Below are 14,669 nucleotides of genomic sequence, written 5' to 3' on the forward strand. Positions count from 1 at the left end.
AAACGAGTTCAGAATGACGAAATTTACAATTAATAGTAATGAGTAATCGAGTTCAAAATGTCGAAATAAGATGATTTAAGATGAAAAACACTAAACCTTACTACGCCGTCATATTTACTTCATTGCAGTCTGAAAACACTGAAGGCTATTCAGAAATGGCCAATCAGATGGAAGTATTAGCAAAACAACAAGAGGGTTTTTTAGGGATAGAAAGCGCTAGAAGCGATCTCGGAATCACAGTAAGTTACTGGGAAAGTCTCGATGCTATTAAAAATTGGAAGCAACACAATGATCATCTTATCGCGCAACAAAAAGGGCGTAAAGACTGGTACACTTACTATAAAGTACGCATCTGTAAAGTGGAGCGTGAATACGAATTCACAAAAGATAACTAATGAGATCCTGAAACAAGTTCAGAATAACGCAAATGAAACTCATACACTACATAAAAAAACATAAAAGGAAGTCTGTCGTTTTTGGAATACTTCTTATCGTGTATGCTTTTTGTTTACCTACGGAGTTATTTAAAGACCCAACAGCCACAGTCATTACGAGTAAAAACAAGGAGCTTTTAGGAGCTCAAATTGCTACAGATGGCCAATGGCGTTTTCCTCATAATGATAGTATTCCTGAGAAATTTAAAACCTGTATCATTCAGTTTGAAGATGAATATTTTTATGAGCATCCAGGATTTAATCCTATTTCGATTTTTAAGGCCTTAAAAGACAATATAAGTTCTGGTGAAGTCAAACGTGGTGGTAGTACTTTAACTCAGCAAGTCATTCGTTTATCCCGAAAAGGACAAGCGCGAACTTATCTTGAAAAAATCAAAGAAATAGTGCTCGCCACACGCTTAGAACTCCGCGATTCAAAATCTGAAATCCTGGCTTACTATGCCAGTAATGCTCCATTTGGTGGCAATGTTGTTGGGTTGGATGCGGCTTCATGGCGCTATTTTAATAGAGATGCGCATCAATTATCCTGGGCGGAAAGTGCAACACTGGCTGTTTTGCCCAATGCCCCAAGTTTAATTTATCCTGGAAAAAATCAAGAGCGTTTATTAGCAAAACGAAACCGTTTACTCAAAAAATTATTAGACAATGACATTATAGACGACTTAACCTACCAGTTATCCATTTCCGAAGCACTTCCTCAGAAGCCTTATGCATTACCTCAAATAGCGCCACATCTTTTACAAAAAGTTGCGCAATCACATCGTGGCGAACGCGTTCAAACCACTTTGGATACCAGGCTTCAGGAACGTATTAATCACGTGGTTAAAAACCAGTATAACATTTTAAAACAAAACGAAATCCATAATGCCGCAGTACTTGTTCTCAATGTACATACCCGAGAAGTACTCGCTTATGTTGGTAATACACCAACCGATAGAGCGCATCAAAAAGATGTTGATATTATTGACAAACCTCGAAGCACAGGAAGCATTTTAAAACCCTTTTTGTACGCTTCAATGTTAGATGCAGGTGATTTGTTGCCCAATACTTTAGTAGCCGATATTCCAAGTCAGTTTGGGAGTTATAATCCCGTAAACTTTAATAAAGATTATGATGGTGTTGTTCCTGCAAGTCGTGCTTTATCACGTTCGTTAAACGTTCCTGCGGTTCGTATGTTACAAGACTTTGGATTGGATCGGTTTCATCAATATTTAAAACAACTCAATCTTAAAGATTTAAAATACAATGCCAACCATTATGGATTATCCCTTATTTTGGGAGGCGCAGAAAGTAATCTTTGGGATTTGTGTAAAAGCTATGCATCGCTCTCGTCTACACTCAATCATTTTTCAGAAACCTCGAGCGAATATTACACCAACGAATTTGTAGAGCCCACTTTTATGGCTTCGGAAAGCGTCGATTTTGGAACAACATCAACTGACAAAACGTTGTTTGATGCTGCATCAATTTATTTAACCTACGAGAGTTTAAAAAAAGTCAATCGTCCTGAAGGTGATGAAAGCTGGGAATTTTTTGACGATTCGAAACAAATCGCCTGGAAAACAGGAACGAGTTTTGGTTTTCGGGATGCCTGGGCAATTGGTACCACCAAAGATTATGTTGTAGGTGTTTGGGTTGGTAATGCCGATGGCGAAGGACGTCCAGGTTTGGTTGGCGTACAAACTGCAGCACCTATTTTATTTGATGTGTTTGATATCTTACCTCATAGTGATTGGTTTGTAAAACCTTATGACGAGATGCAAGAGGTAAACATCTGTTTAAAAAGTGGCCATCGTGCCTCACCTGTTTGTGATGACGTGGAGCCTACGTTTATTCAGAATAGTGGTTTAAAGACAGAACCTTGTCCGTATCATATTTTAGCACATGTGGATCGCACTGAAACCTATCAGGTCAATTCGTCCTGCGAAGATTTAAATGCCATCAAGCATAAGTCTTGGTTTGTATTATCGCCTTTAAAAGCGCATTATTACAAGTCTAAAAATCCGTTTTATAAACCGCTTCCAAAATTGCGACTGGATTGTGCTGGAGAAGTTCAGGAAACTATGAATTTTATTTATCCGAAACGAAACAATTCGATTTTTCTTCCGAAGGATTTTAACGGCGAAACGAATGATTTAATTCTAAAAATTGCACATTCAAAACCCGAAACTCAGGTCTACTGGTATCTGGATGAAACCTATGTGGGTTCTACGAAAGACATTCATGAATTGGCGATAATTCCGAAGAAAGGCAAACACATTATTACGGTTGTTGATGCATTTGGAAACGAAACAAAACGACAGATTTCTATTTCAGAATAACACATAAGGTGTATTAAATTATTACATTTGTTTATCTAATTTCTAAACTTTAAAACATGTACGACGTTGTTAAAATGCTCCATTCTTATTGGGCATATCTGGCTTTACTAATGATTGTTATTGCATCATTGAATGCACTATTTAAATTTTTTGGAAACAAAGAATTTCAAGCTGTCGATTTTAGAATTTCGCTGTTTACATTGATTGTGATGCATATTCAACTCTTAATAGGTTTTGTATTGTACTTCACATCGCCTTTCGGATTTAAAAACCTAAATGCCAATGGTGTTAGCGGTTTAGATTCTTTATCTCGATTGTTAGCCGTAGACCATCCTTTTGTTGGAATTTTAGCTGTAACTTTGATTACGATTGGCTATTCTAAACACAAAAAGAAATTAACTTCTAAACCAAAATTTAAGATGCTAGCCATATTTTATACCTTAGGTTTAGTTCTTGTACTTTCAAGGATTCCTTGGTCAAACTGGATGAGTTGGATGTAAAAAAAATGCGCTATGAATTCATAGCGCATTTTTTTTATAATGATAATTTGTTCTTAGTCTACTTGTTTAATTAGATAAACATAAACAGGAAAGTGATCACTAAATCCGTTAGTAAATCCGCCATCAGCAAAACTTCTAAACGGGTAACCTCTGTAACGTCCACGTTTATTTGTAAGGTAAGTTTTATTGTAAATCCCTGCTTTATAAAATTTAAACGACGAATAATCGTCCGTTTCAATTAAAGGTTTGGTCATCATAATTTGATCAAACAAACTCCAGGCATCTCTATAGGCTGTTGTTCCGTAGCCTTTTTCAGTAAACATTTTTTCAAACGGGTTATAAATTCCTTTTAACTCAACATCGTCTTTATCGGCTTTAGCTTTTAAAACATCTTTTACACTGGCATTAGTTGGGTCGTCATTTAAATCGCCCATCGTAAATATTTTAGCGTAGGGATCTTTGGTTTGAATAGAATCGATAATGCGTTTATTTAATTTAGCGGCACCAACACGTTTAGATCGGCTTCTCGCTTCTCCACCACTTCTGGATGGCCAGTGATTTACGATCACATGAATAGGATCGCCATCTAATTCGCCACTAACCAATAACTGATCTCTGGTAATGACTCTATCGCGACTCACATCATCATAGATGAGCAATTCATAAGACTCATGACTTGTAGGTTTAAATAGTTTCTTTTGGTATAATAATGCCACATCAATACCTCTAACATCTGGAGACTCATAATGAATAATACCATAATCTTTAGACAACAATAAAGGGTGATTCACGACATCGACCAAAACTTGGCGGTTTTCAACTTCACAAACCCCAATAATAGCAGGCGTATTTCCTGTAATATCGGCACCAATATCGGCAATAACTCTAGCCATATTGTTGACTTTCTTCTTATAAATACCTGCTCTATCTGCTTTTATCTCCATGATAGGGCTTCGTTCATCAAACTTAGTGGTATCGTTTATGGTATCAAATAAATTTTCTAAATTGTAAAATGCTACAGTGTGAATTTTAAATCGTTTTTCTTTTTTTTCATCTTGTGAGAAGCCATTAAATGTCATTAAAAAACAGATAATCGCTAAAGAAAAATGTAATGGTTTCATAGTTTATATATTATGTTATCGTTATGATGTTTACAAATGTCGAGCCAAAAGTATGTATTTATTATAAATAATGTAAATTTGCACGCTTTAAATAACTATTATTTAATGCACAAGAACTATTAATCTTAAAATAAGGCATGAAAAAAAGTTTTTTTATTTTTTTATTCGGAATTTTTTCCGTGTTGACATCCTTCTCTCAAGAGACTATTGTTAAAGGTAGTGTTTTAGATGGAACAACAGGAGAACCTATTCCCGATGTAACAATTACAATTGAAGAAACCTCACAATCTGTTAAAACTAACGCGAATGGTGAGTTTCAATTTAAAACCATTGTTCCTCTAGGAGAACAAGTACTTAGAGTTGAAAAGCAAGGTTATGTTACTAAACGTTATCCTATTGTTGTTAATGAAGGCCAAACCGTAGATATTAGCGGTATGACTCTTAGCTTTGATAGTGATAAATCTGATTCTTTCGTTATTTCAATTTCTGACGATAACCTGAATAGTGAAGATGACGGTCTAACCGATAACATCTCTGGATTACTTCAGGCATCTAGAGATCAATTTTTAAGTGCAGCTGCTTATGATTTTAGCGCCACGTTTTTTAGACCAAGAGGTTTAGATAACGCCAATGGTAAGGTACTTATTAATGGTATCGAAATGAACAAACAATTTAACGGTAGACCTCAATGGGGAAACTGGGGCGGACTTAATGATGTTCAAAGAAACCAGGAATTCTCTATGGGTATGACTGCTAATGATTACACCTTTGGTGATCTTGCTGGTACCAATAATATTGTGATGAGAGCTTCAAGATACCGTGAAGGTGGAAGAGTTTCTTATGCTTCGGCAAACAGAAGTTATACAGGCCGAATCATGGCGAGCTACAATTCAGGAATCCTTGAAGGTGGTTGGTCGTATTCTGTATTAGCATCTAGACGTTTTGGTGATGAAGGTTACGTTGATGGTACACTTTATGACTCTAACTCCTTTTTTGCTGCAGTTGAAAAGAAAATCAATGATAAGCACAGTATTAACTTCACAGGTATTTATGCGCAAAACAGACGTGGTCGTTCTACAGCTATTACCGACGAAATTCTAAATTTAAAAGGAAGACAATACAATCCGTTTTGGGGTGAATTAGATGGCGAAAGCAGAAACTCTAGAGTTAGAGAAATTGAAGAGCCTATCTTAATGTTAAACCACTACTGGAATATTTCATCTAAATCAAGATTAAATACCAATGTTGCTTACCAATTTGGAAAAATAGGAAATACAAGAATTGACAACGGTGGAACCCGTTTAGTATCTTTAAATGGACAAAGTAGTTATGTAGGTGGTGCAAGAAACCCAGATCCTTCCTACTACCAAAATTTACCAAGCTACCATTTGAGAGATGAAAACCCTTCAGCTTACGATTACGAACAAGCGTATTTAGCCGAACAGAGTTTTATTAACGATGGTCAATTAGACTGGAATGCTTTGTACAGTGCTAATGCTACTTTAAGAGCTCAAGGTGGTAATTCAATTTATGCCATTCAGGAAGATCGTAATGACGATTCTCAATTTACAGTCAATACCATTTTTGATACCGAATTATCAGAACGTATACGATTAAATGCAATGGTAAGCTATAGAAATCTTAAAAGTGAAAACTTTGCAAACCTTAAAGACCTTTTAGGAGGTACTGGATATTTAGATGTTGATTTCTTTGCTGAAGAAGATGCTAATGTTATTCAATCTTTAGAAGATATTGCACAAAGTGATTTAAACAATCCAAACCGAATTGTACAAGAAGGAGATCGTTATAAATACAACTATGAAATTGATGCTAATGTCCTTACAGGATTTGCACAAGCGCAATTCAAATACAACAAAGTAGATTTCTATGTTGGAGCCAATATTTCAACAACAACCTACCAAAGAAATGGTTTGTTTAACAACGGTAACTTTGCAGGTTCACGTTCATTTGGAAAAAGTGAAAAATTAGACTTTTCTAACTATGGCGTAAAAGTTGGTGGTACTTATAAAATCACTGGTCGTCACCTTGTTGATGTTAATGCAAGTTACTTTACGAAAGCACCTTCTATTAGAAATTCTTTTAGCAATGCTAGACAAAATAACGATGTTGTTATCGGACTAGAAAGTGAAAAAATACAATCTGTTGATGTGAGTTATATTTTTAGATCTCCAATCGTAAAAGCTAGACTTACTGGTTTTTATTCTGGTTTTGAAGATGGTACAGATATCGGCTTCTACTTCACCGAAGACCTTGCAGGTTTAGGTTTAGATACTGGAGATGCGTTTGTACAAGAAGTACTTACCAATGTTGAAAAAAGACATATTGGAGCAGAATTAGGTATTGAAGCACAAGTTACCCCAACAATTAAATTAAAAGCTGCGGCTTCTGTTGGTCAATACACGTATAATAACAATCCAAACTTATATTTAACTAGTGATGATTTTGACGGCCCATTAACTTTTGGTGATGGTACAACAAATATCAAAGATTACCATGTTGCTGGTGGACCAGAACGTGCCTATCAAATCGGATTTGAATACCGCGATCCAGACTTCTGGAATGTTGGTGTGACTACAAACTACTTTTCAAATGCTTATATCGATGTTAGTAATTTAGCGAGATCAGCTAACTTTACTACAGACTTTGACGGTCAAGCTTTTGTTGATTATGATGAAAATGTTGCCAGAGAATTACTAAAACAAGAAGAATTTGATGATTATGTACTAGTGAATGTTGTTGGTGGTAAATCATGGCGAGTAGGCGATTACTTTATCGGATTCTTTGCGACTATCAATAATATATTCGATCAAGAATACAAAACAGGTGGTTTTGAGCAATCAAGATTAGCTAAATTTGATAGATTAGCCGAAGACCAAACGCGAAGTACTGGTCCTGTTTTTGGTTCACGTTATTTTAACGGAAACGGAACAACTTACTATTTAAATGTTTACCTCAGATTCTAAAATCTAAAAAAATAAATTTCAAAAATAATATCCTCTTAATGAGGATGAGATAAAAAAGAAAAAAATGAAAACAATTAATTTAAACAAAATCATACTACTTGCCTTAAGTTTAGTGGTATTTAATGCTTGTGTTCAGGATGATGATTTTGACACGCCAAATGTTGAAGTTACAGATCCTGTTATAACTGGTAATATTATAGATATTGATGCTGTACTTGGTAACTTAGCACAATCTGATGATGATATCGTTACTTTTGAAGGCACAAATAACTTTATGGAAGGTTATGTGATTTCTAGTGATGAAGGCGGAAACTTCTTTGAAGAAATCGTCCTTCAGGATAAGCCAGAAAATCCAACTGCTGGTATCGTGGTTCAAGTTGATGTAAATCCTTTATTTACAATCTATGACTTCGGAAGAAAAGTATACGTAAAGCTTGACGGTTTATCGGTTGCTGTTGATAACGGTGTGGTACAATTAGGAAGAAGAGACGGAAATGAATTAGCTAAAATAGCTGGTTCTGAAATGTCTGAATACATTCTTCGTACCTCTGAAGTGGCTACTATTGTACCTTTAGAAGTGAACATCTCTGATTTCTCAGAAGATCTTGAAAGCTTATACATTCGTTTAAGTGATGTTCAATTCAATAGAAATGATGTTCTTGGAGACAATCCAAAAACATTTGCTGCTGAAGATAATGACGATTTTGATGGTGAGCGCCAATTAGAGAGCTGTGCAGAAGGTTCTTCTGTGATATTAAGCACAAGTACCTTTTCAGATTTTAAATCGCTCTTATTGCCTGCAAATAGAGGAACTTTAGATGGAATCTTAACTAGAGACTTCTTTGATGAATTCTATACGATTTATATCAACTCTCCAGAAGACATTAACTTTGATAATGCTGAGCGTTGTGATCCAGACTTTTTAGAATGTACAACACCATCAGGTGGAGGCGCTAACATCTTTGATGAAGACTTTGAAGGTTTTGGTACTTTTGCTTCTGAAGGTTGGGATAACATCAACATTAGTGGCACAGATACCGATTGGTTTACTGAAAGTTTCTCAGGAAACAACTATGCTAGAATTTCTGCATTTAGTTCAGGAAACGCCGAAGCTAACGTATGGTTAGTAACACCTGCTATCGATTTTGATACTACAACTGGTGAAGAATTATCTTTTGATATCCAATCAAATTTTGATAACGGAACGATTCTTTCAGTTTGGATTTCTACCGATTATGCTGGAGATCCTGAAACCGCAACATGGCAAGCTTTAGATGCGTCAATTCCTGTTGGACCATCTGGAGGTTTTGGTTCTTTTGAGCCTGTTGGACCAATAAACGTGTCTTGTATCGACGGAACTGTTAATATTGGATTCTTCTATGAAGGTTCAGATCCAAATGCGACAACTAGATACCACTTAGATAACGTAGAAGTATCGGGTAACTAAATTTAATTATAGATTAAAGGAGAAGCCGCATCTTCAAAAGATGTGGCTTTTCTTTTACAATGCTTTTTGTTATGAACACTTTTGATATTTTGTTTTTTAATGTTTTTAAGCATTATAAACCGACGCATAAGAAAAAAGCAAACACCATTGCTTTATTTTATATTTCTGCACTCCAATGTAGTTTACTACTGTTATCTGGTATATTACTATCTGTCTTCTTAAATGAAATGAATACGGCCACGATGTCTTCAGGTAAAGCTTGGATGCTTTTTATTATGGCCAGCCTCTTTATTTATTTTAAAAACTGGATTCAGTATAGTGGAAAAAAGAGAAAAGTGCTTAACGCTAAAAATAATAGTAAATTAAAACCTCAACACTATAACATCTGGCTATTATGGGCATTACTTTTGGGCTGTATTGTATTATCTGTAATACTTCTTAGTGCACTTTAAAGCAAATAAGCCGTATAAAAAAAGCCTCTAGCGATATTTGCTAGAGGCTTTTCTTTTATATAGAAGGTATTAATTTAAGCGTTGAATATATACCCAAGCACTTCTTTGTTTACCATCTTCATATTCCATAGTATAGAAATAAGTTCCTACTGGTAACTCTTCTCCATCGTTGGTTTGCCCATACCATTCGTCTACATAGTTCGTTTTAGAATACACTAAAGTACCTAGTCTATTAAATATCTCTAGCTTACTAACTCTGTAACTACTCAAATCAAAAGTATCGTTCATACCATCTCCATTTGGCGAAATCCCTTGAGGAATCACACAACTTTCTAACTCTATAACCGTTTGACTTGCAATACTAGAACAACCCGTGTCATTAAAAATAACTTCTATCTCATAATCACCTGCAATAAGTACAGGGAAAGTCAATCCATTTTCACCAGTTTGTAAGACCCCATCTAAATACCAGTTAATGGTAACTTCTTCAGCGGTGTAGTTTACAGGTGTTGCTGTAATAATCACAGGAACCGTTGCATTAGGACATACTTCATAATCAAAATCTTGAGTAAAAGTCGTCTCTGGCTCAATACCTAATACTAAGTCAAAGCTTGTTGTATTGGTACAGCCTGTCGTATTATTAGTCACTTGAGCATAAACCGTTTGTGGATCAGAAACACTTGTGTATGGACTCACTAACGGACTAACACCATCAATGGCATCCTGTTCTGTTAAATGATAGGTTACTGTAAAATCATCCGGACTTTGAGTATCTCCCAAAATTGCAAGATCATTATCTGGTAAATTGAATACTGCTGTATCATTTCCAATAGAACAACCCACTAAATCTGGTGGCATATTAGCAATTGGTAATGGTAAAAATTCAACCAAGATGTCATCAGATATAATACATGTTGGTGAGAATATAATTTGTGTCGTATAAGATCCTGGCTCTTCAACGATTAGTGTATTTGTTGTTTCACCTTCAATTACAAATCCATCTTTAAACCAAACGTGATCTACTGCAGGTGCTTGTGTTTCTAAAGTTATTTGTTGTCCAAGACAAGCAGCCGTTCCAGATGCAATCGTAATATCGGCACCTAACTCTACTTCTCCAATATCAAAACTTCCTGCTTTTAAGAAAACTCCTGAATCAAAATTACTATCACCTTCATCAGCAATAACTAATTTGATATGATAGGTTTCTCCTATATTCACTTCAGAAAATGCTGTAAATACTTCGGTTCTACCATCAAAAGACATTGGAGGAAGGTTATCTGGTACATAACCGCCAAAATATTCTTCATTTATAGCATCACAACCAGGGTTTTCTGGGTGAATATTTGTAACTAAAATTGGAGTATTGGTTCCTGGTAAAACGGCTAAGTTAGTCGTTACACCATTCTCATCTGTTAATAAAAAGGCAAAGGCATCAGAGAAATTACATTCAAATGTTCCACCTGTGTTTCCGTTATATTCTTCGGAAGCCATTAAGAAATCAAAGCTAATTTCATCTGATAATGGCACAAAATCAAATTCTATGATTGAAGCATTATTTGTAATATCACCTCCAATAATAGCACTCAAGTCATCATCACCTGGCCATGCAAAAGTCCCATCACCCATATCATTAATATTTGGACCAGCAGCTAAGGCTGCATTACCACTAGTAAGTAAAAGTCCTTCTTCAAATGGGAACCCTCCATCAAAAGCAGAAAAGTATCCAATACCATTAACATCGCCAAAATTAGTTCCTGTAGAAAAAGTAATATTTGAAATCTGAGCACACGGACTGTCAATTAAAATATCGACAACAAGTTCTTCAATAGTGTAAGTGTCTTGGTCTACCATGACATTTCCAGCGCCTGGTCTAATACATAAATCAAATGTATAATCAACAGGATCATTTCCTGCAGAAAACGCTCTGATATAGTAAGTATTCCCAACCGTTAAAGACGGTGTGATACTCGCATCAGCATCAGAACAATACAACTCTACAAGACCATCACAGGTTCCTTCATAGACGCCATGATCTAAATCCAGGAAGAAATCACTTCCATCGATATTAGTAAATTGTATAATTTGGAATTCGTCTAAAGCCGTAAACTCAAACCACACATCATTGCCTGGATCACCATTACAACTTCCAGATGGAACTCCAGAATCGGTAGCTTCCACTAAGGTTCCTGATGTAATAATGTCACAGCTTTCATCGGCATTTACACCAGCTACTGTAGCGTTACATGGGTTATCATTATCTGGAGGACATGCTAACAACTGGAAGGCACTACTGTTAATATCACAACTAGCATCTTGATCGTTTGTAACAGTTATCACAACATCTACAAAGAATGGAAATGGTCCAATTTCGTAGGTTCCTACTGCTGTAGCTGGAACTGTATTAGCATCAATATTACTAGAAATAGTAAGTGATGTTGCATCACCCATACTCGTGACATTCACATTAATCAAGAATTGTTCACCATTATCACAATCATCTACAATTTGATAGGTTGCAGCAGGATTGATACATGTTGCACAAGAAACTGTAACGTCAAATGGCGTAAATCCAGTTGAAGAGTCACAACTTACAGAGAAATCAGAATTTATATACCAAGAAATAGTATCACCACTAGATTGGAAACTAAGACCTGACACATCTGCCAAACCAGCATTATTTAAAGTTGAATTAAACAATTCTGTTCCGTCTGAATCTATAACAACTAATTCGTCACAACAACCTTCTAAATCTCCCGCATTAAAATCTAAATTTAATGGCAAGCCATTTGAACTTGTATAGGTAAAAGTTGCTACTGAAGGATCATCATCGATATCATCAAAGTAACAGAAGTTAGTATTTACAGGACCAACAGCACAATCTACAATATAATCAAGCAATAAATCGGTCTCAAAAATTACTGGTCCCGTCCAAGCACTAAAACCATTGACATCACAATCTGCTCTTACCCAAACCTCATAGTCTGTATCATAATCTAATCCCGTTTCATTTACGGTCATAGTTGTTACTGGAGTTCCTGCTCCAGTTGGCTCTCCTGAACCTTCAGGTTGAACAACATACTCCCAGTCGGTTTCTGAAGCACCTGCTTCCCAGCTAAAATCGGCTGTAGTTCCAGTAACATTTTCTACTATTAATCCTGTTGGTTCTGGACAATCTGGAATAGCTCTTACTCTAAAATTATCAACAAAAATATCGTTATCTGCAGTATCATCTACTGTACCTTCAGATCCTAAGATTCCAAACTGAACTGTTTGACCAGAGTAAGCTGATAAATCATAGACGACAAGTGTTCCTGACGCAGGCACCACACTTGTATTATCCCAAGTAAGTAAATTGGTCCATGTAGCACCATTATCTGTACTTATTAATAATTCTACAGTATCATCAGACCCTAGAGTTCCTGCTTCGGTAGGACTACCAAATTGCATGATTCCAAAATCAAAATCGACTTGAAAAGGCCCACCAGTTAAATCAAATTGAGGAGATAATATCCAATCACTCTTAAAAGCTTGCCATAAGTTAATCTTGTATGCACCCGTAAAGCCATTATTTAAAAAGCCATCTGGGCCCCAATCTCCAGCGCCTAAATTTGTTGGTCCAGATACGGCATCTCCATCTCCAGCTTCATCCCAACAGTCTGGTATAATGGTTGTGAAATCTTCTAAATAATCGGGTACAAATACAGCACAAGCCGTTTGAAAGTTCACTGGACCTATCCAACTACTCAAACCATCTGTACCGCCACAATCGGCTCTAACATAAATTTCATAATCGGTTATTGCGTCTAAACCAGTTACTGTATAAGGGTTATTTGCTGTGGCTGTCCCAGGTCCAGTTGGCAATCCTGTACCAACAGGTTGAACGACGACTTCCCAATTGGTTTCAGTTCCTCCGGGAGTCCAACTAATATCTGCTGTAAATGCGGTAATATTATCTACAGTTATACCTGTTGGTTCTTGACAAGTTGGAACCAAACGTACTCTAAAATTATCTACAAAAACATCATTGTCTTCAGTATCATCTACTGTGCCTTCTGACGCTAGGATACCAAACTGAACTGTTTGCCCAGAGTAAGCTGTTAAATCAGCTACAACCTGTGTTCCAGTAGCAGGAACAACACTTGTATTATCCCAGGTCATTAAATTAGTCCAACTAACTCCATTATCTGTACTAATTAATAATTCTACGGTATCATCAGAACCTAATGTTCCTGCTTCAGTAGGACTACCAAATTCCATGATTCCAAAATCAAAATCGACTTGAAAAGGACCACCAGTTAAATCAAACTGAGGCGTTAATATCCAATCGCTCTTAAAATTTTGCCATAAGTTTACTTTGTATGCGCCTGTAAAACCATTGTTTAGAAAGCCATCAGCAACCCAAGCGCCTTCACCTAATCCAACAGGACCCGTAGTGGCGTCACCATCTGTAGCTTCATCCCAGCAGTCTGGTACAATAGTTTCAAAATTTTCTACGTATTCTGGTATAAATACATCACAAGCTGACTGAAAGTTTACAGGTCCAACCCAAGGGCTAAATCCATCAGTTCCACAATTTGCTCTAATGTATACTTCATAATCTGTTAAGGCAGTTAAATCGGTCACACTGTAAGGGTTATCCGTTGTAGGAGTTCCAGATCCTGATGGTTCTCCTGATCCTGCAGGTTGTATTACAATTTCCCAATCAGTTTCTGTGCCTCCAGCAGTCCAGCTAATATCTGCAGAATTAGCAGTAATGGCTGTTACCTCAAGTGCTGATGGAAAATTACAAGTTGAATTATAAACCTCTACATTATCAACGAGCCAGTACCATGCCCAAATATTTCCATCATTATAAATAAATCGAATCTGCATACTAGCGTTAGAATACGCTGTTATATCAATATGTTGCTGATCGGGGTTATCAAAACCACCAGCATCAGCATTTTGATTTAAAACTTCAATCCAATTGGTGCCATCAAAGACTTCTACAATTGCAGAATCTCCACCACCATTATTATAAAATTGATCAAAATCAAGGAATAAAGCTGTCGCTCCAGTAGTATCAAAAACCGGAGATGTTAAAGTTTCAATGAGTTCAACTCCATTTCCATTGGCATCACTGTTCACAATAGCACAGTTGGTGCCATTAAGAGCATTCCCAGCACCTTGTTGCCCTGAAATCCAGGAATCGCCTGTAGCGCCTCCTTCATCAGTAACCGTCCAAGTAGCTGGTATCTCTGTGTCAAAATTTTCTTGTAAATACGTTTGTGCCTCTACCAGTGAAAAGGTAAATAAGAGCACAATAAGTAAGATTATTTTTTTCATTTGTGTCGGTTGTTTTTTAAACTTTTCTTTTACATGTTAGTTCATGTAGCAATTTTTTAGATAT

General features: G+C 36.3%; 8 protein-coding genes. 6 read left to right on the plus strand and 2 right to left on the minus strand.

Annotation, left to right across the window (positions count from 1 at the left end; genetic code table 11):
* The first annotated feature begins 80 nt into the window (after positions 1-80).
* From N4270_RS05090 to N4270_RS05100, 3 genes are read left to right on the plus strand one after another with little or no spacing between them, the layout of a single operon-like run.
* The gene (locus N4270_RS05090) at positions 81-395 is read left to right on the plus strand and encodes an antibiotic biosynthesis monooxygenase (protein ID WP_260095855.1); all 315 of its coding nucleotides are present in this window, start codon (positions 81-83) and stop codon (positions 393-395) included.
* A gap of 32 nt (positions 396-427) precedes the next feature.
* Positions 428-2,776, plus strand: a complete 2,349-nt coding sequence (pbpC, locus tag N4270_RS05095; RefSeq protein ID WP_260095856.1) for a penicillin-binding protein 1C — start codon at positions 428-430, stop codon at positions 2,774-2,776.
* A gap of 56 nt (positions 2,777-2,832) precedes the next feature.
* A complete protein-coding gene (locus N4270_RS05100) occupies positions 2,833-3,276 on the plus strand; it encodes a hypothetical protein (protein WP_260095857.1) in 444 nt (147 codons plus the stop codon).
* Positions 3,277-3,329: 53 nt separating this feature from the next.
* Here N4270_RS05100 and N4270_RS05105 read toward each other — a convergent pair whose 3' ends face one another.
* Positions 3,330-4,397, minus strand: coding sequence for an endonuclease/exonuclease/phosphatase family protein (locus N4270_RS05105; RefSeq protein ID WP_260095858.1), 1,068 nt, complete (start codon positions 4,395-4,397; stop codon positions 3,330-3,332).
* Between the two features lie 137 nt (positions 4,398-4,534).
* Between N4270_RS05105 and N4270_RS05110 the strand changes: the two genes are divergently transcribed.
* The 3 genes from N4270_RS05110 to N4270_RS05120 all read left to right on the plus strand — a co-directional run bounded on the left by N4270_RS05110 (position 4,535) and on the right by N4270_RS05120 (position 9,280).
* Positions 4,535-7,381 (plus strand): TonB-dependent receptor, encoded by a 2,847-nt coding sequence (locus N4270_RS05110; RefSeq protein ID WP_260095859.1) that lies wholly within the window; start codon positions 4,535-4,537, stop codon positions 7,379-7,381.
* 64 nt (positions 7,382-7,445) lie between these two features.
* A complete protein-coding gene (locus N4270_RS05115; protein WP_260095860.1) occupies positions 7,446-8,828 on the plus strand; it encodes a DUF5689 domain-containing protein in 1,383 nt (460 codons plus the stop codon).
* A gap of 71 nt (positions 8,829-8,899) precedes the next feature.
* The gene (locus N4270_RS05120) at positions 8,900-9,280 is read left to right on the plus strand and encodes a hypothetical protein (RefSeq protein ID WP_260095861.1); all 381 of its coding nucleotides are present in this window, start codon (positions 8,900-8,902) and stop codon (positions 9,278-9,280) included.
* Between the two features lie 69 nt (positions 9,281-9,349).
* Here N4270_RS05120 and N4270_RS05125 read toward each other — a convergent pair whose 3' ends face one another.
* Complete coding sequence (locus N4270_RS05125; RefSeq protein ID WP_260095862.1) at positions 9,350-14,605, minus strand: choice-of-anchor L domain-containing protein; 5,256 nt, start codon at positions 14,603-14,605, stop codon at positions 9,350-9,352.
* Between the last annotated feature and the right edge of the window lie 64 nt (positions 14,606-14,669).

The sequence above is a fragment of the Psychroserpens sp. SPM9 genome (assembly GCF_025153525.1).
Classification (GTDB): Bacteria; Bacteroidota; Bacteroidia; order Flavobacteriales; family Flavobacteriaceae; genus Psychroserpens.